22 protein-coding genes are annotated in these 22,747 nt (G+C 70.5%); 17 read left to right on the top strand and 5 right to left on the bottom strand.

What is annotated here, in order from left to right; translation table 11 throughout:
* Together ABD197_RS16265 and ABD197_RS16260 are read left to right on the top strand one after the other, a co-directional pair.
* The coding region (locus ABD197_RS16265) for a sugar phosphate isomerase/epimerase family protein (RefSeq protein ID WP_344056029.1) at nucleotides 1–377 on the top strand (377 nt) is incomplete at its 5' end.
* Between the two features lie 4 nt (nucleotides 378–381).
* Nucleotides 382–1,374, top strand: coding sequence for a Gfo/Idh/MocA family protein (locus tag ABD197_RS16260; protein WP_344056028.1), 993 nt, complete (start codon nucleotides 382–384; stop codon nucleotides 1,372–1,374).
* A gap of 113 nt (nucleotides 1,375–1,487) precedes the next feature.
* Here ABD197_RS16260 and ABD197_RS16255 read toward each other — a convergent pair whose 3' ends face one another.
* The 3 genes from ABD197_RS16255 to ABD197_RS16245 form a co-directional block, all read right to left on the bottom strand.
* Complete coding sequence (locus tag ABD197_RS16255) at nucleotides 1,488–2,360, bottom strand: ThuA domain-containing protein (protein ID WP_344056027.1); 873 nt, start codon at nucleotides 2,358–2,360, stop codon at nucleotides 1,488–1,490.
* Nucleotides 2,360–3,778: a hypothetical protein gene (locus tag ABD197_RS16250; protein ID WP_344056026.1), complete on the bottom strand. Its 1,419-nt coding sequence runs from the start codon at nucleotides 3,776–3,778 to the stop codon at nucleotides 2,360–2,362. The genes ABD197_RS16255 and ABD197_RS16250 overlap by 1 nt, the downstream gene beginning before the upstream one ends.
* 83 nt (nucleotides 3,779–3,861) lie before the next feature.
* Nucleotides 3,862–5,127 carry an ROK family protein gene (locus tag ABD197_RS16245; RefSeq protein WP_344056025.1) on the bottom strand — a complete coding sequence of 422 codons (1,266 nt, stop codon included), beginning with the start codon at nucleotides 5,125–5,127 and terminating at the stop codon, nucleotides 3,862–3,864.
* Between the two features lie 129 nt (nucleotides 5,128–5,256).
* Here ABD197_RS16245 and ABD197_RS16240 point away from each other — a divergent pair, with 129 nt between their 5' ends.
* From ABD197_RS16240 to ABD197_RS16190, 11 genes are all read left to right on the top strand, one after another.
* Complete coding sequence (locus ABD197_RS16240; RefSeq protein WP_344056024.1) at nucleotides 5,257–6,306, top strand: Gfo/Idh/MocA family protein; 1,050 nt, start codon at nucleotides 5,257–5,259, stop codon at nucleotides 6,304–6,306.
* Nucleotides 6,303–7,088 carry a hypothetical protein gene (locus tag ABD197_RS16235; RefSeq protein WP_344056023.1) on the top strand — a complete coding sequence of 262 codons (786 nt, stop codon included), beginning with the start codon at nucleotides 6,303–6,305 and terminating at the stop codon, nucleotides 7,086–7,088. The genes ABD197_RS16240 and ABD197_RS16235 overlap by 4 nt, the downstream gene beginning before the upstream one ends.
* Before the next feature lie 99 nt (nucleotides 7,089–7,187).
* On the top strand, nucleotides 7,188–8,144 hold the full coding sequence (locus ABD197_RS16230) for a fumarylacetoacetate hydrolase family protein (RefSeq protein ID WP_344056022.1): 957 nt from the start codon (nucleotides 7,188–7,190) through the stop codon (nucleotides 8,142–8,144).
* Entirely contained in the window at nucleotides 8,141–9,127 is a 987-nt protein-coding gene (locus tag ABD197_RS16225; RefSeq protein ID WP_344056021.1) for a cyclase family protein, read from the top strand. Before ABD197_RS16230 ends, ABD197_RS16225 begins: the two co-directional genes overlap by 4 nt.
* A 35-nt stretch (nucleotides 9,128–9,162) precedes the next feature.
* Nucleotides 9,163–10,296, top strand: a complete 1,134-nt coding sequence (locus ABD197_RS16220) for an FAD-dependent monooxygenase (RefSeq protein ID WP_344056020.1) — start codon at nucleotides 9,163–9,165, stop codon at nucleotides 10,294–10,296.
* Nucleotides 10,293–11,315, top strand: coding sequence for an amidohydrolase family protein (locus ABD197_RS16215; RefSeq protein WP_344056019.1), 1,023 nt, complete (start codon nucleotides 10,293–10,295; stop codon nucleotides 11,313–11,315). Before ABD197_RS16220 ends, ABD197_RS16215 begins: the two co-directional genes overlap by 4 nt.
* On the top strand, nucleotides 11,312–12,286 hold the full coding sequence (locus ABD197_RS16210; protein ID WP_344056018.1) for a fumarylacetoacetate hydrolase family protein: 975 nt from the start codon (nucleotides 11,312–11,314) through the stop codon (nucleotides 12,284–12,286). The genes ABD197_RS16215 and ABD197_RS16210 overlap by 4 nt, the downstream gene beginning before the upstream one ends.
* Before the next feature lie 9 nt (nucleotides 12,287–12,295).
* Nucleotides 12,296–13,231, top strand: a complete 936-nt coding sequence (locus ABD197_RS16205; RefSeq protein WP_344056017.1) for a VOC family protein — start codon at nucleotides 12,296–12,298, stop codon at nucleotides 13,229–13,231.
* Between the two features lie 24 nt (nucleotides 13,232–13,255).
* Complete coding sequence (locus tag ABD197_RS16200; protein WP_344056016.1) at nucleotides 13,256–13,774, top strand: RpiB/LacA/LacB family sugar-phosphate isomerase; 519 nt, start codon at nucleotides 13,256–13,258, stop codon at nucleotides 13,772–13,774.
* A 310-nt stretch (nucleotides 13,775–14,084) separates the two neighbouring features.
* Nucleotides 14,085–15,584, top strand: coding sequence for an MFS transporter (locus tag ABD197_RS16195; protein ID WP_344056015.1), 1,500 nt, complete (start codon nucleotides 14,085–14,087; stop codon nucleotides 15,582–15,584).
* A gap of 65 nt (nucleotides 15,585–15,649) precedes the next feature.
* The gene (locus tag ABD197_RS16190) at nucleotides 15,650–17,218 is read left to right on the top strand and encodes a GMC oxidoreductase (protein WP_344056014.1); all 1,569 of its coding nucleotides are present in this window, start codon (nucleotides 15,650–15,652) and stop codon (nucleotides 17,216–17,218) included.
* A 183-nt stretch (nucleotides 17,219–17,401) separates the two neighbouring features.
* On the opposite strand, the gene ABD197_RS16185 is transcribed toward ABD197_RS16190, so the two are convergent.
* On the bottom strand, nucleotides 17,402–18,157 hold the full coding sequence (locus ABD197_RS16185) for an SDR family NAD(P)-dependent oxidoreductase (RefSeq protein ID WP_344056013.1): 756 nt from the start codon (nucleotides 18,155–18,157) through the stop codon (nucleotides 17,402–17,404).
* A 366-nt stretch (nucleotides 18,158–18,523) separates the two neighbouring features.
* Entirely contained in the window at nucleotides 18,524–19,105 is a 582-nt protein-coding gene (locus ABD197_RS16180) for a helix-turn-helix domain-containing protein (RefSeq protein WP_344056012.1), read from the bottom strand.
* Between the two features lie 97 nt (nucleotides 19,106–19,202).
* On the opposite strand from ABD197_RS16180, the gene speB reads away from it, so the two are divergent.
* Genes speB through ABD197_RS16160 form a run of 4 tightly spaced genes read left to right on the top strand, consistent with a single transcriptional unit; the run spans nucleotide 19,203 to nucleotide 22,684 of the window.
* Nucleotides 19,203–20,195: an agmatinase gene (speB, locus tag ABD197_RS16175; RefSeq protein ID WP_344056011.1), complete on the top strand. Its 993-nt coding sequence runs from the start codon at nucleotides 19,203–19,205 to the stop codon at nucleotides 20,193–20,195.
* Nucleotides 20,192–20,602, top strand: coding sequence for a YybH family protein (locus ABD197_RS16170; RefSeq protein WP_344056010.1), 411 nt, complete (start codon nucleotides 20,192–20,194; stop codon nucleotides 20,600–20,602). Before speB ends, ABD197_RS16170 begins: the two co-directional genes overlap by 4 nt.
* Before the next feature lie 26 nt (nucleotides 20,603–20,628).
* On the top strand, nucleotides 20,629–22,005 hold the full coding sequence (locus tag ABD197_RS16165; protein WP_344056009.1) for a purine-cytosine permease family protein: 1,377 nt from the start codon (nucleotides 20,629–20,631) through the stop codon (nucleotides 22,003–22,005).
* Nucleotides 21,995–22,684 (top strand): cyclase family protein, encoded by a 690-nt coding sequence (locus tag ABD197_RS16160; protein ID WP_344056008.1) that lies wholly within the window; start codon nucleotides 21,995–21,997, stop codon nucleotides 22,682–22,684. The genes ABD197_RS16165 and ABD197_RS16160 overlap by 11 nt, the downstream gene beginning before the upstream one ends.
* Nucleotides 22,685–22,747 lie beyond the last annotated feature (63 nt).

Raw genomic sequence — 22,747 nt, 5'->3', positions numbered from 1 at the left:
ACCCGTCGCACTTCGTCTGGCAGCAGCTGGACTACGTCGCGTTCGTCCTGGATTTCGCCGAGCACATCTTCCACGTGCACGTGAAGGAGTCGATCACGAACCTCGACGGCCGCAACGGTGTGCTGGGTTCGCACCGGCCATGGGCCGACCCGCGGCGCGGCTGGACCTTCGTCTCGACCGGTCACGGCGCGGTGCGCTGGGAGCCGCTCTTCCGCGCGCTCAACGCGATCGGCTACGACGGGCCGACGTCGGTCGAGTGGGAGGACGCCGGGATGGACCGCCTGATCGGCGCGCCCGAGGCCCTCGCGTTCGTCCGCAAGCTCGCCGAGATCACGCCGCCTGCCGCCGCGTTCGACGCCGCGTTCTCCACGAAGTGACCCCGTGACGGGAGAGATCGCAATCGGGATCCTCGGCGCCGCCGGCATCTCCGAGCGCGCGATCGTGGAACCGGCGCGCGAGCTCGACGGCGTCCGCGTCGTGGCGGTCGGCGCGCGCGACCCGCAGCGCGCCCGCGAGGCCGCCGACCTGCTCGGTGTGCCCGAGTCCGGCGACTACGCTGCCGTGCTCGCGAACCCCGACGTCGACCTGGTCTACATCCCGCTCCCGTCGACCGTGCAGGCACAGTGGGCGGTGCGCGCGCTGCAGGCCGGCAAGCACGTGCTGTGCGAGAAGCCGCTTTCGGCCAATGCCACGACCGCGGCGCAGATCGTCGATGCGGCGGATGCCGCCGGCCGGCGTGCCTTCGTGGGATTCCACTACCGCCTGCACGGGTTCAGCCGGCGGCTGCTCGAGGTCCTCCGATCGGGGATGCTGGGCGCGGTACGCAGCGTCGCGTTCGACTTCAGCATCCCCCACTTCGTCGTGCAGCCCGGGAACATCCGCCTCGATGCCGACCTGGGCGGCGGGTCGTTCATGGACGTCGGCTGCTACGCCGTCGACCTGATGCGCGCCGCATGGGGCGAGCCCACGGTGGTCTCGGCCGAGGCGGTGCTGTCGGACGGCGATCCGCGTGTGGACCTGCAGACGGATGCCGTGCTGGAGCTCCCGGGCGGCATCCCGGCCCTGGTCCGCTCGTCGTTCATCGGCGATGACAAGGGCAGCATGTCGCTGCGGGTCGAGGGTTCGGTGGCGACGCTGGTGGCCACGAGCGTGATCGTCCCGCAGTGGGGCGCCGAGCTGCGCGTCACCGCCGGCGACGACGTGCTCGAGTCCGAGAAGGCCGTCGAGGGCGAGAACAGCTATGCCCGGCAGCTCGAGCACGTGGTCGCTGCGTTGCGCTCGGGTGAGGCGAGCGAACTCGATGCTTCGCTCGGCGTCGGCACGATGCGCGTGGTCGACGAGGTCTACCGTGCCGCGGGCCTGCAGCCGCGCTGAGCCCCCGCGCGTCGGCACCGAGTGCACGACCTCGTGCCGAGTGCACGGCCTGTCCGCCTAGCGGACCCGTGTACTCGGCGCGAAGCCGTGCGCTCGGCAGCGAAGAGCGGAGCTCAGCCCTCGCGGTTGTAATACGGCCAGGGGAGGAAGCGGCGCTCGCCGCGGCGATCCGGGCCCGTGAGCGTGACCTCCCCGGTCGCGGCCCACTCGACCCCGCGCGGGAACATGCGGATGAACTCGATCCGACGGAACGTGTCGATGTCGTGCCCGATCGTGATCGTGAACGACCGGCCCGCGCCGTACTCGTTGATCCACGCGATGGGCTGGTCGGTGTTCATGCCGTTGAGCTCCGCGATGCCGCCCTCGGGGATCACGACCGGGTAGTGCGACATCGGCCAGACCGGTGCATTCTGATACGCCTCGATGTCATCGAACGTCGTGAGCAGCACCTGCGCGCCCTCGTAGAGATCGACGCCCGTGAGGATGTCGTCGCCGGTGACCGTCCACGTGGCGTTGATGCCTTCCGTGATCGGATGCCGCGGCTCGGCGGTCGTGAGCAGGGCCTCGCCCCAGGGCCGTGGTCGCAGGCCCGTCTCGTATGCGCTCAGCTTCGCGCCGCGCATGATGTTGTACTCCTCCGGATAGCCCCACCGGTCCTCCTGCGCGGCCGACCCGTGGAACCACACGATGCCCTTGCCGTCGTCGTGGACGAAGCGCAGTATCGCGGCATCCGTCTCGGCGCCGAACCCGACGGCTTCGTCGAAGAAGCCGTCCCTGCCCTCGAAGACGACGATCAGCACGTCGTACTTGTCGATGATCTCCGCGCCGAGCCCGCGGGGGTCCTCCACGACCCGGACCCTGAACCGGCCGGTGTCCTCGAGCAGCGTGGTGATCCACTGGTTGTGCAGTCGGAAACTCCGCTGCGCATTGTCGTGCTCGATCGTCATGTGCCCGGACAGGATCAGGACGTTCAGGATGTCGGTCATCAGGGCTCTCCGATCAGCGCCCGGCGGGCGAGCGCGAGGTGGTCGCGGGTCATCGTCATCGCGTCGTCATCGAGCCACTCGTGGCCGCCCCACTCGCTGCAGAGGGTCCCCGCGAAGTCCGTTTCCCGCAGCAGTGCGCCGAGGTCGCGGATCGGCGCACTCACGCGGCCGTCGGCATCGTCGAGGTCCCAGAACTTGAGGTGGAACGCCCCCACCCAGGGCAGCACGTCGGCGATCGCCGACGCGTCCGAGCGCCCGAAGCGCACGAGGAGGTCCATGTAGAGGGTGTGGACGGATGCCGGCACCCCGCCGGACCGGAGCAGCCCGACGATCGCGCCCACGGTGGCCGGGTCGCGCCACTCGTCGCGCAGCACCCGGATCAGGTCGGCGGGCACGCCGCCGGCCTCGAGCTGCGCGAGGTAGCTCTCGGGAACGGCGGGCATGAGCATGGAGATGTCGACGAGGAGACGCACGTGCGGGTCGTCGAGCCCGACGATCCGCTCGATCGCCTCGCCCGCCTGCGGGGAGCCGGGCGTCTGCGAGCCCTGGACCTCCTCGAACAGCGCGAGGCCGGTCTCGTGCAGGCGGGGCAGGACGCGCTCGATGAGCTCGGGCCCCGCCTGACCGATCGGCAGGCGCAGCCCGCGCGCTCCGAGCTGGTGCGCGATCTCGATCTGCGGCGCGAGGAAGGCGTATCGCTCCTCGACGGTGCGGCGTCGTCCGTCCGGCGTCCAGTCGTCGATACTCGCGCCGAGGATGCTGACGCGCCCGCCGGCGGCGTCCAAGCGCGAGCGCAGGTCGTCGGCGTCGGCCTCGCACCTGCCCGGGAACGAGCGCCACAGCTGCCCCGGCTCCGCCTCGATCTCGCGGGCGACACCCTCCTCCACCAGGCCGACCGCGAGGTCCACGGCGGTCCTGTCGGCGGCGATCATCTCGGGTGTGAGATTGAAGGCGCTCGCGCTCAGCACCCAGCCGGCGGGGAGCTCATCGGACTCCGCGGAAGCGGCATCCGCTCGCCCGACGTGCGCGGCCGGCACGTGCGGCGCATCGAGAGTCAGGTGCGCCGTGGCATGGAAGGGCAGCGTGAGCGGTCCGTCGGGGCCGACCTGCAGGTAGGGGATGCGCAGCGAGAAATCGACGGACACCTCGTGCGGGCCGGGATCGAGGGCGCGCCCCCACTCCAGCGCGACCCGGTCCTGCGGGAACCACCATCCGTCGAGATCCGCGAGCTCGGCCGGTACCATGGCCCGGCCGTCGACCACGACGCGCAGGTCCCCGACGGGGACGCCGTCGACGCTCACCATCGGCCCCACGAGCGAGGCGAGCGGGAGCGAGCGGATCCACGGCAGGCTCACGCGCAGCACCGATCCGGCGGCGCTCGAAGCGAGTGCGTCGTCACGCAACGGCGAAAGCGTCATGGGCACGTCCTCGTGTCGAAGACCGCGTCGAGCGCGGCTTAAGACGAGAACCTACACGCTTTTGTCGGTATTCGTAAGAAGAATCAGGATGCCGGAATCACACGGTCGATGGACGGCTTGCCGTCGGCGAACCACCGCGGGAAGGTCACGTCGAACAGCTGCTCGCGGAGCATCTCGGCACCGCCGCGCAACGGCTCCTTCTCATCGCCGACGGAGCGGACCGTGGAAAGGTCGCGCGTCGCGAGGGGGAGGGAGAGCTCGTAGATTCGCTGCCGGACTTCCGCCAGGAAGATCTCGCCCGCGGACGACACGGCGCCGCCGACGACGATCACGCCGGGATTGAACATGTTGACCAGCCCCGCGATCGACTCCCCGATGAGCCGCGCGGAGCGCTGCACGAGCGAGATCGCGAGGGCATCGCCGTCCATCGCCGCGAGGGCGATCGACTCGGGGGTGACCGCACCGCCCTCTTCGACGTGTCGCGCGAGGTACCCGCCCGCGCCGTCCGCGAGGGCGGCTTCGGCATCGCGGACGAGTGCCCAGCCCCCGGCCTCGGCCTCGAGGCACCCCGTCTTGCCGCAACGGCACTGGGCCTCCGAATCGCGCACCCGCACGTGGCCGATGTCGCCCGCAGCGCCGTTCGCGCCGCGGTGGATGCGTCCATGCGAGAGGAGTCCGGCGCCGATGCCGGTGCCGATCTTGCAGAAGATGAGGTCCACGGCGTCGTCCTGGCGTCGCGCGCGCTCGCTGAGGGCGAGCAGATTCACGTCGTTGTCGACCCACACCGGCGCATCGAAGCGCTGCTCGAAGCGGCGACGGACGTCGAATCCGTTCCAGCCCGGCATGATCGGCGGCGCGACGGGGCGGCCGGAGGCGAAGTCCACGGGTCCTGGCACGCCCACCGCGACCGCCCAGACCTCGACCTCGGGCTGGCGGGCCAGGATCTCGTCGATCATCTCGAGTGCGGTGTCGAGAGTCTCGGCCGGGCCGCGGGAGATGTCCCAGTGCCGGTGGACCTGATCGATGATGTCGCCGTCGAGCGCGGCGATGCCGACGCGGAGGTGCATGGCGCCGAGTGCGCAGATCACGAGGCGACCGCGGTCGGAGCGGAACCGCAGGGTACGCGGGGCGCGGCCACCCGACGAGGGGCCGAACTCGCCGTCCTCGAGGTAGCCCATCTCGATCGCCTGATCGATGCGCTGTGCGACGACGCCCCGTCCGAGGCCGGTGAGTCGACCGATTTCCGGGCGAGTGGTCGCCTCGCCGGTGCGCACGAGGTTCACGATGCGCAACAGGCTCGTCACCTCGTCGGTCTGAGCGCCGAATCGCAGTGTGGAGTCTCTGGCCATGGTTGATTCTCACACAACATAGGCCCGATGTACGCAGTTCCGGCTGCCCCAAATGGGTCAATGAGTCATACTTAGGCCCACACGCGACGAAAGTTCATGTTCGCGGCCGTGAGAACGAGGAGATGGCGGATGGTCTACGGAGTGGGCATCGTGGGTGCCGGCCCGGGAGTGGCGGCGCTGCACCTGCCGACGGCCGCTCGCCTCGGCGAAGAGTTCGCCGTGGTGCACATCTCCGACGGCGGTAGCGGGCGTGCTGCCGCGCTGGCCGCCCGCGTCGGCGCCCGCCACTCGTCGGGTGTCGACGAGCTGCTCGCCGATCCGCGGGTCGACGTCGTCGCGATCTGCTCACCGCCGGAGCAGCACGCCGAGCAGATCCTCGCCGCCGTGCAGGCGGGTGTGCGCGGCATCCTGTGCGAGAAGCCGCTCGCGATGACCACAGCGGACGCGGAGAACGTCATCGACGCGTGCCGCGGGGCGGGTGTCGCCCTCATCGTCGGCACGAACCACCTGTTCGACGATGCGTGGGGACGCACGAAACACCATCTCGTCGCGGTCGGCGGGCCGGTGCAGACCGTATCGGTGTCGATGTCCCTCGCGCCGAACGGCAGATACCACGCCGACGTCACCGACGACCCGCCCGTCCTGGCTCAGCGCGGAGGAGCGCCCGACCTGCAGGACCCGGCCGTCGCGGCGCAGATCGTCCGCCGGCTCATGATCGGCCTCGCGATCCACGACCTGCCGCTCCTGCGCGACCTGGCGCCCGGCTTCCCCGTTGACGGCGAGGTGGTCTACGCTCGCGCGATCGCACCGATCGGCCTGTGCGTCGGCTATCGCTCCGGCGGAGTGCTCGTTCATCTCGCCGCGGTGATGCACCAGGACGGCGCGGACACCCTCTGGCGGCTGGGCATCTCGACATCCGAGGACCGCGTCGAAGTGGACTTCCCCCCGCCGTTCGTGCACGCCGGCAGCGCAGCGGTGCGTGTGCGGGCGGCGAACGGCCGGTGGACGACGTACACCCGCACCGAGCAGGACGGCTATCTCCAGGAGTGGCGGGCGCTCGCCGACCTCCTGGATTCGGGCGAGGCGATCGAGTACGAGGAGATCCTCGACGACGCGCGCTACGCGATCGCGCTGGCGGATGCCGCGGCCGAGCTGGTCCGCGAAGGTGGTGCGCGATGAGCGCGGCGGTGTTCACCCGGGAGCCGGCCTTCCTCGCCGCGGTCGCCGAACTCCCGATCGCCGCCCGAGTGGCGGACGGAGCCCACGACGCGGTCGCCGTCCTCGGCGGCGAACGCGTCGTCGAGCAGGCGCTGCGCGCACAGGATGACGGCGCGGTGGCGCTCGTCGTCTCGGATGCCGTCTCGCTGCGGACCGCCGACTTCGAGGCACTGCACGCGGGGGTGCGGATCCCCCTTGTGATCGCCCGGCGACGGGTGCGCCCGGACGTCGCGAACGGCCTCGGCGCGGCATCCGACGCGGTTCGCGCCGTCGTCGTCGAGGCGTCCGCGACGGCGGCCGAGCGCATCGGGACCACGCGCGACGCCGTCGCCTGGGCCCGGCTGCTCGCGAGGGGAGACCTGCGGTCCGTCGCGGTGGAGGCCACGCCCACGGCTTCGCTCGCGCTGTTCGAACGGGCAACGGTACCGGTGACGGTCCTGGTGTCCGTCGCGCGGACCGGAGCGTCCGTGATCCGGGCCCACACGCTCGGCCATGAGCGCGCCGAGGTCACGATCGACGACGGGGCCCTCGTGCAGCGCGTGGAGCAGACGACCGGCGAGGGAACGACGATCGCGCCGCACCGCTTCGAAACGCTCCACCGCCTCACACTCCGCCGTGCGCTCGCCGCCGCCGCCGACCAGACGCAGCCGACGGATCTCGCCGATGCCCTCCACGACGCCCGGTTCGCCGACGCGCTCGCGGCGGCGGAATCGGCAGAACCGCGGCGCCATAAACGATCCTGATGATCGCGATAGGCGAGAGGGGATTCCCGCATATGCCGATCTCAGACGAAAGTTGTGTGTGGGCGTTCGTGCCCTGATCACCCAGAGAGAGCACAGCCGATGACGTCTTCCGGACCCGCCGCCCCCTACGCCCTCGCCCGCTTCCGCGACGGCGACGACGTGGCACTCGGGGTGGTCGCCGGCGACCGCATCCGCCGGGTGAGCGCGGACGAACTCGGCGCCCCGAACCTGAACGCGTTCCTCGCGGCCGGCTCGTGGGACACGGTCGCCGCGCTCGCCGCGAAGGCGGACGGGTGGACGCCGCTCGCCGATGTCACCCTGACCGCCCCGGTGCAGCCCCGGCAGGTGCTGCAGACCGGCGCGAACTACCGGCAGCACGTGATCGAGCTCGTCGCCGCCGGCCTCACGAACAACACCGACCGCACCCCGGAGGAGGCGCGTGCGTTCGCGGCGACCATGATGGACGACCGCGCCGCGAACGGAGAGCCGTACTTCTTCATCGGGCTGCCGGCCGCCGTCGTCGGTGACGACGTTCCGCTGGAGCTCCCCGCGTACAGCGAGGTGCACGACTGGGAGCTCGAACTCGCCGTCGTGATCGGGCGGGAAGCCTTCCGGGTGTCACGCGAAGAGGCGATGGATCACGTCGCCGGCTACACGATCGTGAACGACATCACGACGCGCGACCTGGTGTTCCGCAAGGACATGAAGGAGATCGGCACCGACTGGTACTCGTCCAAGAACGCGCCGGGGTTCCTTCCCACCGGACCCTTCCTGGTCCCCGCCGCGTTCGTCGATGCCGCGGACGCGCACGTGCTCCTCGAGCTCAACGGGCAGCCCATGCAGGACGCGTCCACGGACGACCTGCTCTTCGACATCCCGGCGCTCATCTCGGGCGCCTCGCAGATCTCGCCCCTCCTGCCGGGCGACCTCCTCCTGACCGGAAGCCCGGCGGGCAACGGCCAGCACTGGAAGCGCTTCCTGCGGGACGGCGACGTCATGACGGGGACGATCGCGAACCTCGGCACGCAGGTCGTCCGCTGCGTGGGGGCGTCATGACCACCCCGTCCGAGAACCCGGTCGATCTCGACCGCCAGGGTCCCGAAGCCGAGATCGCCGCGCGCGCCGAGGCGTTCCGCAACTGGGGCCGGTGGGGCCAAGATGACGTCCTCGGGACGCTGAATCACATCACCCCTGCGCACCGCGTCGCCGCGGCCGCGCTCGTGCGGGAAGGACGCGTCATCTCCCTCGCGCAGTCCTTTGACACGAACGGCCCGCAGAAGGGCTGGCGACGGCGCACGAACCCCGTCCACACCATGACCGACACCGGCACGGACGCCGAGCGCGGCAACCAGGGATTCCCGCACGGCATCGGCGGCGCCGACGATGTGATCTCGATGCCGCTGCAGTGCTCGACGCAGTGGGACGGGCTCGGGCACATCTTCGACCACGGCAACGCCTGGAACGGCCGGCGTGCGGGCGACGTCGTGACGAGCGAGGGAGACCTCGTCACGGGCATCGAGCATGCGGCGTCCGTCATCGTCTCGCGGGGTGTGCTGCTGGATGTCGGCCGACACCTCGCGGGCGGAGAACTCGCGGACGGGTACGCGATCACGGTCGCCGACCTCGAAGCCACCGCTGCCGCCCAGGATGTGACGGTCGGCACGGGAGACATCGTCCTCGTCCGCACGGGTCAGCTCACCCGGGCGCGTCGCGAGGGCTGGGGCGACTATGCCGGAGGGGCGGCGCCCGGGCTCTCGCTCACGACCGCCGGGTGGCTGCACCGCACCGACATCGCGGCGATCGCGACCGACACGTGGGGCTTCGAGGTCCGCCCGAACGAGTTCGACGTGCCCGCCTTCCAGCCTTTGCACCAGGTCGTGATCCCCAACCTGGGTCTCACGATCGGTGAGATGTGGGACCTCGACGAGCTGGGTGCCGCGTGCGCGGCATCCGGACGATACGACTTCCTCCTTTCCGCCGCGCCGCTGCCGATCACCGGCGCGGTCGGATCGCCCCTCAATCCCGTCGCGATCCTCTAGATCCGCACCTTCCCCAGACCAACGGAGGTTCTGACATGACCGCAGTCCACAACGTCGCGATCGCCGGCGCCGGCGTCGCCGGCCTCGCCGCCGCGATCCAGCTCGCCAAGGCGGGCGTCGACGTCGAGGTCTTCGAGAGCCGCGCCGAGCTCACCGCGCTCGGCTCGGGTATCACGCTGCAGGGCAACGCGCTGCGCGTGTTCGACGCACTCGGCGTCTGGGAGGACATGCAGGCCGCGGGCTACCCGTTCGTCGGCCTGAACCTCCGCGCGCCGGGCCCGGACGCGACCGTCGTCGCGCGCATGCCCGACGTGAAATCGGGCGGCCCGGATTACCCCTCCACGATGGGGATGCCGCGCCCCGAACTCGCCCGGATCCTCTTCGCGCACGCCGAGAAGGCGGGTGCACGCGTGCGGTTCGGCGCGAGGGTCACGGGGCTCGAGCAGCGCGAGAACGGTGTCGAGGTCTTCATCGGCGACGAGTCCGCCGGGGTGTTCGACCTGCTGATCGGCGCCGATGGCGTGAACTCCGTGGTGCGTGAGCTCATCGGCATCCAGACCAAGCCGGAGACGAACGGCATGGGGATCTGGCGCACGTTCGTCTCACGCCCCGCCGAGGTGGAGAGCAGTGAGCTGTATTACGGCGGACCCGTCTACATCGCCGGCTACACGCCCACGAGCGAGGACACGATGTACGCGTTCCTCGTCGAGAAGGCGCAGGACCGGGTCGGCCTGACCGACGAGGAGGCCTCCCAGATCATGCTCGAGGAGTCCCGCGCGTACGGCGGACCCTGGAACGCGATCCGCGCCGACCTGGAGAAGGGTGCGCACACGAATTACACGTGGTTCACGAAGCACGTCGTGGACGCTCCCTGGAACCGCGGGGATGTCGTGATCATCGGCGACGCCGCGCACTCCTGCCCTCCCACGATCGCGCAGGGCGCGGCCCAGGGCCTCGAGGATGCGCTCGTGCTCACCGAGCTCCTCATCGCCCGCGATGCGCTGGACCAGCAGCTGTGGGACGACTTCCACGCGCGGCGCTTGCCGCGTGCCACGGCGGTGGTGGAGGCCTCGAGCCAGCTCGCGCAGTGGCAGATCGACGGCGACCGTGACGCGGACGCCGGTGGGCTCATCTTCGGCATCGCGAAGAAGATGGCAGAACCGGCATGACCGATCCACGCCCGGTCGTCACCGACGTCCACGCGCACATCCTGCTGCCGGCACTGCACGCCGAGATCGAGCGGCGTGCGCCGGAGGGCGTGCGCGCGGCCGCCGCACTCGAGCTCGTCCGCAACGGAGCCGAGAGCCTGAAGGTGTCCGGACCCATGGTGGGCTCGCGCATCCCGAAGCTCACCGACGTCTCCGTGCGGCTGGCCGATATGGACGCACAGGGCGTGGACCGCCAGTGGGTCAGCGCGTCGCCGAACCACTTCTACCCGTGGGCCGACGAGGAGCTCGCGGTGTGGGCGGCACAGGAGTCGAACCGCCTGATCGCCGCGCACGTCGCCCTCGCCCCTGAGCGCCTGACGGGTCTCGGGCTCGTCCCGCTGCAGCATCCGGAGCGCATCGTCGAGTGCCTCGACGACGCCGTCATCGGCCAGGGCCTCGCCGGCGTGGAGATATCGTCGTTCGCCGGCGACGTCGAACTCTCCGACTCCCGCCTCGAGCCGTTCTGGGCGCGGGCGGCCGAGCTCGGGGCCGTCGTGTTCCTGCACCCGTTCGGCTGCAGTCTCGACGAGCGCCTGGACCGGTTCTACCTCTCCAACACCGTGGGGCAGCCGGTCGAGAACGCCGTCGCGCTGTCGCACCTCATCTTCGCGGGCGTGCTGGACCGGCATCCCGAGCTGCGTCTGGTGGCCGCCCACGGCGGGGGCTACCTCCCGACCGCGATCGGCCGGTCCGATCGGGCGTGGCACGTGCGTCCGGAGGCGCAGCGCTGCGCGCACGCGCCGTCCACGTACCTGCGCAAGATCTGGTTCGACACGGTCGTGCACGACCCCGCCGCCGTGCGCGCGCTCGTCGAGGTCGCCGGAGCGTCGCAAGTTGTCCTCGGCAGCGACTACCCGTTCGACATGGGGCTCGACGACCCGGTGGGACTCGTCCGCGAGGCGGGGCTGCCGGCCGGCGTGGCCGAGGGCATCCTCGGGGGCAACGCCGACGCCCTCCTGCAGAGCCGGGTGCCGGCATGAGGATCGCACGCTGGCGGCACGACGGCGAGGTCCACGAGGGTGTCGTCGTCGGTGACCGGGTGGTCGCCTTTCCCGGTGCGCTGACCGTCGCGGATGTGCTGGCGGGCGGGCTGGATGCGGCTCTGCAGCTCGCCGAGACACTCGACGCGTCGGGCGGTGCGGCGCTGGCGGACGTGCAGCTGCTCGCGCCGCTGAAGCCCGCGTCGATCCGCGACTTCGTCGCGTTCGAAGAGCACGTCGAGGGCGTGAGCGCGTCGGTCGACGGCAAGAGCGAGGTCGTGCCGGAGTGGTACCAGGCGCCCACCTTCTACTTCACCAACCCGCACACCGTCCTCGGTCCGGGCGAAGCGGTCGCGCCGCCCGTCACCGAGCGACTGGACTTCGAGCTCGAGGTCGCCGCGGTGATCGGCGGGGTGGCCGGGTCGGCGGGTGCGAACCTGACACCGGATGCCGCGGCATCCCACATCTTCGGCTACACGATCATGAACGACTGGTCCGCCCGCGACCTGCAGGCCCGCGAGATGAAGGTGCGCCTCGGTCCCGCGAAGGGCAAGGACTTCGGCACGTCGCTCGGACCGTGGATCGTCACCGCAGACGAATTCGCGCTCGATGCGGAGGGCTTTCTGCCGGTGCGTGCCGAGGTGTACGTCAACGACGAGCTCATCGGCGAGGACCTCGTCTCGAACATGGGCTGGCCGTTCCCGGTGCTCGTCGCCTACGCCTCGCGGAACTCGCGTGTCGTACCGGGCGATGTGCTCGGCTCGGGGACCGTCGGCAACGGCGGATGCCTCGGCGAGCTCTGGGGTCGCGCCGGGAGCCTGACCCCGCCGCCTCTCGCGGAGGGCGACGTCGTCCGCATGGTCGTGGACGGCATCGGCGAACTCCTCGGCCCGGTCGGCGCGGCCGTCGTCGCCCCCCCGCTTCCCGCGGCTCGTCCCCGCTCCCGCGCGCGATACGCGAACGAACAGTAAGGAAAAGACATGACCGAAAGACTCGTCTCCCACCTGCGCTACACCGCGCTCGCGGTGCCCGAGTTCCAGACCGAGCGCGACTTCTTCGTGAACTACTGGGGCCTGACGGAGGTGCACGCCGAGGACGGCCTCGCCTACCTCGCGGCCGAGGGGTCGAGCGAGCCGTTCATCCTCCGGCTGCGTCAGGACGACAAGCGCATCGATCTCGTCGGATTCGCCGTCGCTTCGCGTGCCGATGTGCACGCGCTCGCCGACAAGCTGCGTGCGGAGGGCGTGCAGTTCGTGCACGAGCCGCAGGAGCTCACCGGGTTCAGCGGAGGCTACGGCTTCCGCGTCTTCGACGGCGACGGCCGGGTTCTGGAGTTCTCGACCGGGTACGAGACCCGCGAGGCGCGCAAGATCCGGGAGCGCGAGCCGATCCCCGCGAAGCTGTCGCACGTCGTGTTCAACTCCGCGAACCTCGAGCAGTCCGCGCAGTGGTACATCGACCACCTCGACTTCTCGATCTCGGACTCGCTCACCCGGCCCGACGGGGCGAGCATGATGCACTTCATGCGGTGCAACACCACGCACCACTCCGTCGCGATCGCGATGGGGCCGCACCACTCGCTGCACCACTTGTCGTTCGAGATGCGCGGCATCGAGGAGTGGATGCGCGGAGCCGGCAAGATCCTGCGCTCGGGGGCGCGCATGATCTGGGGTCCCGGCCGTCACAACGCCGGCGACAACACGTTCGCGTACTTCCTGAGCCCCGCCGGCAACACGATCGAGTACACCACCGAGCTGTCCGTGATCGACGAGGAGACGTGGGAGCCGCACCGGCTCAACATCAAGGACGTCTCGAACCAGGACCAGTGGGGGACCGCTCAGGAGATGAGCGAGCTCATCGCCCGCGAGTCCTTCAACGACATCGACAAGGGCCTGTTCGTCGCACCCCCGGTGTGACGAACGCTTCAGGAGGAGAAGGTCATGGCACGCATCCACTTCGCCGCCGACCACGGCGGGTACGAACTCGGCCGCACTCTGCAGGCACGCGCCGAGGCCGCCGGTCACGAGGTCGTCTGGCACGGCGCCGACTCATTCGACCCGGGCGATGACTACCCGCTCTTCGCGATCGCGGTGGGTGCCGCGGTCGTGAAGGACCAGGACGCCGGCGTCGACGCGTTCGGCGTGCTGGTCCTCGACGAGGGCGCGGCCGGAGTGGTCGCCGCGAACAAGGTGAACGGCGCGCGTGCCGTGTCGGCCGCGTCGCCGCGTGCGGCGGCGAACACGCGCGAGGTGGTCGACGCCAACGTGCTCGTGCTCGAGGGCATCGCCTACGAGGAGAACGCCTGGCTCACGATCAGCGCCTTCGTGACGGCATCCCTGCCCCACGACGTCTCGCGCGGCCGTCAGATCCTGCAGATCGAGGAATACGAGAACGCCGGCACGATCGAGGGCTGGGCCGTGCAGCTCGAGCCCGACCAGGTGCCCGTCCGCCGCGAGTAGCTCCCGCCCGCCCGTTCCGCCGAGATGGTGGGTTTCTCGCCGAGGTGGTGGGTTTGCCCGCGAGGTGGTGGGTTTGCCCGCGAGGTGGTGCCCACCATCTCGGTGCAACACCCACCATCTCGGTGCAAAACCCACCATTTCGGCGGAAGAGGGACCATTTCGGGAGGGATCGAGGTTAGGTTGCTTTTCGACATAAGGGTGCTAGAATCGGACATGACGTCGGGGCCTCTTGGGTCCGTTCGGTCCCGTGATGCGGCGGGATCGGCACACACGGTCGCGTCGATGACCCGATCCATCGGGTGACCCGCACATGCCGCTCTCCCCCTGGAGGCTCCGCCTCCTCATCGTCTCCCTGCTGACCGTCTCGTTCCTCGGGGCGCTCGACCACACCGTCGTGTCGACCTCGCTCGCCACGATCACCGGCGACCTCGGCGCTGTCGAGCAGATGAGCTGGGTCATCGTCTCCTACACGCTCGCCAGCACGGTGCTGCTCCCCGTGCTCGGAAAGCTCGCCGACCTGGTCGGCGCCCGCCTGGTCTTCCTCGCGAGCCTCACGCTCTTCCTCGCCGCGTCGCTCTTCTGCGGTCTCGCGCAGGACATCACCCAGCTCGCCCTCGCCCGCGTCGCACAGGGAATCGGTTCGGCGGGCCTTCACCTCATGCCGCAGACGATCGTCGGCGAGGTCACGACTCCGCGCGAGCGCCCCAAGGTCATGTCGTGGATCGGCGTCGCCTTCCCGATCGCGATCCTCGCGGGCCCGCTCGCCGGCGGACTCATCACCGACGCGTGGGGCTGGCGCTGGGTCTTCTGGATCAACATCCCCGTCGGCCTCATCGCCCTCGCCCTGGCCGTCATCGCCGTCCCGCACATCGAGGGCCGCTCCGGCCGACGCTTCGACATCGGCGGGGCCGTCACGCTGGGGATCACGATCACGGCGTTCGTCCTGGCCGCGGGGCTGTTCGCCTCCGAGGGGCCGGCGGCCGGCATCCCGCTCGTGATCGCCGTGGTCGTCGCGGCGGCGGGTCTCGCCGCCTTCATCGCGATCGAGCTGCGCGTCGCCGAGCCGGTCGTGCCGCTGCGCCACTTCGCGAACCGCACCGTCGTGGTGTGCATCGTCCTGTCGACCGTGATCGGCGTGGGCCTGTTCTCGGTCGTCTCGTACGTGCCGACTTACATCCAGATGGCGTACCGCACGTCCGCGACGGTCTCGGGTCTCGTTCCCATCGCGACCGTGTTCGGGATGCTGGTCTCCAGCCTTCTGACCGGCTTTCTCGCGAGCCGCTCGGGTCGCTATCGCGTCTTCCCGGTCATCGGCACCGCACTGGCGGCGGTCGGACTCCTCATCATGGCGCTGCTGCCGGTCGGGATGCCGCTCTGGGTGCCCATGGCGGCGATGGCGCTCGTCGGCATCGGCACCGGCGCGTTCATGAACATCATCGTCGCGGTGGCGCAGAGCGCGGCATCCCGAACCGACACGGGAAGCATCACCGCCACCGTCTCGCTCGTCCGGCAGGTCGGCTCCACCGTGGCGACCGCGATCGTCGGCGGCGTGATCGGCGTGGGCGTCACGATGGGGCTGCCCGCCTCGCTCGATGCAGCGACCCTCACGCCCGCCGTGGTGCACGCGTCGTCCGCCGCCGTGCAGGCGGAAGTCGCGGCGCTGTATTCGGGCGTGATGGCACCCATCTTCCTCGGCCTCGCGGTGACGTACGCCGTCGGCGTCATCGCCGCGCTGCTTCTGCCCCCCGGGCGTCTGTCCGACGAACGCGAGGCCGCCGTCCACCCGTCCACCGAGCCCGCGATCGCCTGATCCGCCGCACCTGAAACCTGCGCTCGCACCCCGCACCTGAACCCCGCACTCGCAGAGGAGATGCCATGTCCCACCCCACCATCGCCATCGTCGGCTCGGGCCCGATCGGCTCCGCCTACGCCCGGCTGCTGCTGGAGGGTCTGCCCGACGCCCGCGTCGTCATGTTCGAGGCGGGTCCGCAGCTGACGGCGATCCCGGGCGAAAGCGTGCGCAACATCGTCGACCCCGACGAGAAGGCCCGTGCCCGCGAGATGTCGCAGGGTCCGCAGGCCGGAGCCTTCCGCGAGACGCTCGGTCTGCCAGCCGGCGCCGTCGTCGAGGGCATGTTCACGGCGCGGCAGGGCACCCACCTCATCGACTTCGGCGGCGAAGGGTCGGGTCATGCGCCCACGTTCCCCGCGGCCGCTGCCGCGACGAACGTCGGCGGGCAGGGCGCGCACTGGACGTGCGCGATCCCGCGGCCGAGCGGCAGCGAGCGCGTCGACTTCATCGACGACGCCGAGTGGAACGATCTGATCGAGGTCGCCGAGGGCCTGCTGCACGCGCAGAGCGCGGCGTTCGCCGACTCGCCGATCGGGGCCGCGATCCGCGATCTGCTGGCCGAGGAGTACGAGGGTGATCTGCCGGAGGGCGTCGAGGTCGGGACTCTCCCGGTGGCCGGTGACCCGCAGCCCGACGGATCGATGCGCTGGACCGGCGCCGACATGGTGCTCGGACCGCTGATCGACCCGTCCTCGCCGCTGTCGGCGCGGTTCGAGCTGCGCGACCTGTCGCTCGTGCGTCGGGTCGAGACGGACCGGTCGCGCGCGACCGGCGTCGTCGTCGAGGACCTCCGCACGCACGAGACCTCCTTCTACGCCGCGGATGCCGTCGTCGTGGCCGCGGACGCCTTCCGCTCTCCGCAGCTGCTCTGGGCATCCGGCATCCGCCCCGCCGCCCTCGGTCGGTACTTGACCGAGCACCACGTCGTGATCACGACCGTCGCGCTCGACGGCGAGCGGATGTCCGAGCGCGTGACCGACGAGCAGCTCGCAGCCGAGCTCGAGCGGCGCTCGTACAACCCGGCCGACCCGGTGGCTGCGGTGAATCGCATCCCGTTCGCCGAGCCGGGGCACCCGTATTCGCTGCAGGTGATGTACGCCGAGACGCCGCCGTTCCAGCTGGATCCCGAGCACCCGGCTGCCGGGAACAAGTGGGGATACGTGAACATGGGGTACGGCGTGCGCAAATTCCCGCGCGCGGAGGACGGCGTGAGCTTCGACGACGACGAGCTGGACTACCGCGGGTTCCCCAACATGACGATCGAGTACGCGCTGACCGAGCGCGAGGAGGCGGAGATCGCCGAGGCGACCGTGCTGCTGCGCAAGGCGGCCGGCGCGCTCGGACCGTTCATCGCCGAGCCGCGGCTGCTGCCGAACGGCTCGAGCCTGCACTACATGGGCACGATGCGCGCGGGCGCGGTGGACGACGGCACATCCGTCGCCGACCCGTACTCGCACGTGTGGGGGTTCGAGAACCTGGTCGTGGGCGGCAACGCGCTCATCCCGACCGCGAACACGATGAACCCGACGCTCATGTCCACCGCGATCGCGGTGCGCGGCGCCCGGGCGTTGGTGTCCGAGCTCGGTGGCTGATCCGCGCTCCCGCCGGGTGGTGGGTTTCCGCCGAGGTGGTGGGTTTCCGCCGAGATGGTCGGTTCTCCGCCGAGAATGTGCCGCCATCTCGTCGGAACGAGCGCCATCTCGTCGGAACGAGCGCCATCTCGTCGGAACGAGCGCCTCTTCGGCGCCACGCCACGACGAGCGCCGGATCGAGGCTCAGCCGCGCGCGATGCGGTCGGACATGTACTTGACGCCGGCGGAGCTCGTGAACCCGCCGTCCACGGGGATCTCCGCTCCGGTCACGTAGGCGGCGGCATCCGACAACAGGAAGACGACGACGCGAGCCACCTCGTCGGCCGCGCCGAGGCGCTCGAGCGGCGTCAAGTCGAGCTGCGCGTCGCGCATCGCCTCGGGCGCGTTCGCGGTCATCGACGTCTCGATGAAGCCCGGGTGGACGATGTTGACGCGGATGCCGCGCCCCCCGTACTCGGTCGCGGCGACGTGCGTGAGCCCCCGCAGCCCCCACTTCGACGAGGTGTAGGCCACCGGGTAGTGCCCCGTCAGCGCCGCCGACGAGCCGATGTTCACGATCGAGGACCCCTCACGCATGAGCGGGGCGAGATGCTGGATGCCGAGCATCGGCCCCGTGAGGTTGACGGCGATGACGCGATCCCAGTCCTCCCGGGCGGTCTGGCCGAGGCGTGTCCGGTGCGTGATCCCGGCGTTGTTCACGAGGCCGCGCAGGATCTCGCCGCTCAAGTCCGCGGCGAGGGCTGCCCAGTCGCGTTCGTCGGCGACGTCGAGCCGCCGGTACTCGATGCCGCCACCGGTCACGGTGGGCGCGGCATCCGCCACGTCGGTCGCGATGACGCGCGCGCCCGCCTCGTGCAGCAGACGGGCGGTCGCAAGCCCTTGCCCACCGGCCGCACCGGTCACGACGATCGTGCGGTCGCGGAGTCCGTCTGCGCCCATCTCGGCTCCTTTGTTCGGACCTGTGTTCGGCTCCGACGCTATCCACCGCATCGGCGCGAGGGGAATCGCCTCCTGCTGATGCGATACATCAGTCCCGTGCGTGCCCGGCGCCTTCTTCTGCCGAGGTGGTGCCTCTTCCGCCGAGATGGTGGCTTGTGCGCCGAGGTGGTGCTTCTTCTGCCGAGATGGTGGCTTGTGCGCCGAGATGATGGCTTCTGCGCCGAAGTGGTGGCTTCTCTGCCGAGGTGGTGCTTCTTCTGCCGAGGTGGTGCCCACCATCTCGGCGGGAAACCCACCATCTCGGCGGGAAACCCACCATCTCGGCGGGGCGGGGCGGGGCGGGGCGGGGCGGGGCGGTGACCAGGGTCAGGCGGAGCCGCTCCAGGGAGCCGGGACGATGACCCACAGCACGGTCGCGGGGCCGCCTTCGACCTGCCACGTGTGCGGCTCCCGGCCCGGGAACGTGAGCGCGTCGCCGGCGTGCACCGTCACCGTGCGGTCGGAGAAGCGCACCGTCAGGGTCCCGGAGACGACGTGCAGCACCTCGACGTCGCAGTTGATCGTGTACAGGTCGCTGCCGCCGTGGGCGTCCGCCGCAAGCTCGGAGCGCAGCAGCTGCACGCGCTGCTCGCTCCGAGGCGACATGAGCCGCTCGTCGGCGGCGAACCCGCCGAGGTTGATCCGGGGCGCCGAATCGTAGGCGACGTGCTGCACTTCGGGTTCCGCGAACAGAGCGCCCATCGGCAGGGAGAGCACCTGGCAGAGCTGCACGAGCGTGGCCACGCTCGGCGAGGTCTCATCGCGCTCCACGCGACTGAGGAATCCCTTGGACAGCCCGGTCGTCTCGGCGACCTGCCCGAGCGACATGCCCTGCGACGTCCTGGCGGCACGCAGCTTGGCGCCGATCGGTCGCGCGTTCTCGTCCGCGGTCGGGTGAATCGCGCGCACCGGGCCTCCTCGACGAAGAGCGGACTCTTGACGCGCCCGGGGTGTGCGCGTATCGTCCCCTCAGATGTTGTCTCCAGAGTATCGAAAGTTGCCAAATATGCAACCCTCGCCGAACGGCACGTCGTCGGAATCGGATGCCGCCCCCCGGGGCCCGGTCGACGCCAGCCTCGTTCCTCGCTTCGCCGGCATCGCGACCTTCGCCCGGCTCCCGCGGCTGGACGAGGTCGACCACGCCGATATCGCCGTGGTCGGCATCCCCTTCGACAGCGGGGTCAGCTACCGGCCCGGCGCGCGCTTCGGTCCCGCGCACGTCCGGGAGGCCTCGCGCCTGCTCCGTCCGTACAACCCCGCGCAGGACGTCTTCCCCTTCGGAGCGCAGCAGGTCGCGGACGCCGGCGACCTCGTGGCGAACCCGTTCGACATCTCGGCCGCCGTCGCCGAGATCGAGACCGGCGCGCGCGAGCTCGGCGCTCGGGCCGACCGGCTCGTCGTGATCGGTGGAGACCACACGGTCGCGCTCCCGCTGCTGCGGGCGATCCACGCGCAGCACGGTCCCGTCGCCGTCCTGCACTTCGATGCGCACCTGGACACGTGGGACACGTATTTCGGGGCTCCCACCACCCACGGCACACCCTTCCGCCGCGCGTCGGAGGAAGGGCTGATCGATCTGACGGCCAGCATGCACGTCGGCATCCGCGGACCCCTGTACGACAAGGGCGACCTCGAGGACGACGCGCGTCTCGGCTTCGCGATCGTCACGAGCGAGTTCGTCGAGGAGAACGGCGTCGCCGCCGCCGTCGACCGCATCCGCGCCCGCGTCGGCACCGCGCCGCTGTACATCTCGATCGACATCGACGTGCTCGATCCCGCCCACGCTCCCGGCACCGGCACCCCTGAGGCCGGCGGACTCACGAGTCGTGAACTGCTCCGGATGCTGCGGGCGCTCACCGATCTGCGCATCGTCGGGGCCGACGTCGTCGAGGTCGCACCGGCGTATGACCACGCGCAGCTCACCGCGGTCGCCGCGAGCCATGTCGTGTACGAACTGCTGAGCGCGATGGCGCCGCGCGGCGCGGAGGAGACGCGATGAGCGCGACCGTCCCGTCCGAGCAGGACGTCCTGGACGCGGCATCCGCGATCGTCGACGCCTTCGCCCGCACCGACACCGACGCCTACTTCGGCGGCTTCGCGCCGGAGGCGACGTTCGTCTTCCACACCGAGTCCGCGCGCTTGAACAGCCGTGCCGAGTACGAGCGGCTCTGGGCGGGCTGGCTCGCCGAGGGGTGGCGGGTCTCATCGTGCCGGTCCACGGACCAGCACGTGCAGTCCTTCCCCGGCGGCGCGGTGTTCACCCACGCCGTGGCCACCTCTGTGGAGACCCCCGACGGCCCCGAGTCGTACCGCGAACGCGAAACCATCGTCTTCACCACCCAGGACGGCGGTCTGGTCGCCGTCCACGAGCACCTGTCGCCGCTGCCCGACGCGGCGTCCCGATAGCACCGACCCCCTGAAGGAGCCCGAAGATGTCGCTCTACACCCGCCTCGAGAACAGACTCGCGGAGCAGTCCGATGATGCCGGAGCCGTGCGCGGCACGTACTCCGGACGACGGATGCTGATGATCTGGCTCGCCGCGAACCTCGTCGTCACCACTCTGCTGACCGGAACGCTCTTCGTTCCGGACGTGCCGTACGGACTCGTGCTGGCGCTCATCGTCGGTGGCACGGTCCTCGGCGCAGCCGTGCTGGTGCTGATCGGCGCGATCGGCACGCGTACGGGCCTGCCGACCATGGCCCTCACCCGGGGCCCGTTCGGCACGCGCGGGAGCCTCCTGCCCGTGGCGGCGAACGTCGTGATCCTCATGGGCTGGAGCTGGGTGCAGGCGATGCTCGCCGGCATCTCGCTGGACTACATCGTCGCGACGCTCACCGGGTTCTCCAGCCCGGTGATCTTCGCGGTGCTGTGTCAGACGATCGTGGTGATCCTCGCGATCTTCGGCCACGCCGGAGTCGCGCGTGTCGAGCCGTGGTTCGCGGCGATCATCCTCGCGATCGCGGCATACGTCTTCTTCGTGGCGTTCACGTCGTTCGGACCCGCCGATTTCGCGGCGATCCCGGCGCCGGCGGAGCCGTTCTACTCGCCGGGCCTCGTCTTCGACGTCGTCCTGGCGACCGCGATCTCATGGACCGTCCTGTCGGCGGACTTCAACCGCTTCGCCCGCGGCACGCGCGCGGGTGCGATCGGATCCGGCGTCGGCTACACCCTGTCCACGGTCATCTCGATGTCGCTGGGTGCGACCGCCATCGGCTATGTGGTCCTGAGCGGCGGCGAACCCGTCGCGTTCGATCCGGTGACGATCATCGAGCCCTTCGGTGCACTGTTCGCCGTCGCGATCTTCCTGTCGGTCATGGCCACGAACACGATGGTCGTCTACGGCATGGTCACGACCGTCGTGAATGCGATCCCGGGGCGCCGGGTGCCGTTCCTTGCGACCGCCCTCATTCTGGGCGTCATCTCGATCATCGGCGCCACCTTCTTCGGACTGCTCGCGCAGTTCACGACGTTCCTGGTGACGATCGGCGCGCTGTTCGCGCCGGTGTTCGCGATCATGATCGTCGACTACTACCTGATCAAGCGCGGGTCGTACACCCAGGACATCCTGCGTGACAGGGGCGGACGCTACTGGTACCGCGGCGGCGTCAACTGGCTTGCGGTCGGCACGTGGCTCGTCGGCGCGGTGCTGGCGTACGTGTGGGCCTACGTCTGGCCGCTGCCGTTCGGTGCGACCCTGCCCTCGTTCGTCGTGACGTTCGTGCTCTACCTGCTCCTCTCGCTTCCGGGTCGCACGACGGGCGGCTTCGCGCCGGCGCAGAGCCTCGCGACGGTTCAGCATGAGCGCTGAGCTGCACGGCGAAGCGCCCCGCCTGCTGCGCGACCTCAGTCACGCCATCGTCGACGGGATGCCGGTGTACCCGGGTGACCCGTCCGTCCACGTCGGCGCGGCACTGACCGTCGGTCATGACGGCGTCGATGTCGCCGAGGTCCGGATGGGCTCGCACACGGGCACCCATCTCGACGCCCCGTCGCACACCATCCCGGGCGGGCGGACGATGGCCGAGATCGCGCTGGCGGAGCTGTACGGCGAGGCGCTCGTCATCCGGGTGGACGGACTCGCGGACGGCGAGACCTACGACTGGGCCCGGCTCGAACGGTCCGGTGCGATCCCCGCGGTCGTGCCGCCCATCGTCGTGATCGACACCGGGTGGGCGCGGTGGTTCGACGACGAGCGCAGGCTCCGTCACCCCGCGCTTGCGGCGTCCGCCGCCCGCGAACTCGTCGCCCGAGGCATGTGCGTGCTCGCCGTCGACACGCTGAGTCCCGACCCGACCGGAGGCGAGGAGTTCCCCGTGCACGAGGAAGTCCTCGGGCGGGACCGGCTCATCGTGGAGAACCTGTGCGGCCTGGAGGGGCTGCCGTCCCGGGTCACGATCGGGTTCTTCCCGCTCAAGCTCGGAGTCGACGGCGCCCCGGTGCGGGCCGTCGCGTTCCTCGCGGACGGCGACACGCTCGTGCGCGGCTGACCGTCGGGTCCTTCGTCGGTCGCCATCTCGCGCGGAGACGCACCATTTCGGCGGCGAAGCCAC

This window comes from Microbacterium lacus (assembly GCF_039531105.1).
Classification (GTDB): domain Bacteria; phylum Actinomycetota; class Actinomycetes; order Actinomycetales; family Microbacteriaceae; genus Microbacterium; species Microbacterium lacus.
This window is presented reverse-complemented; position numbering and strand designations above follow the sequence as displayed.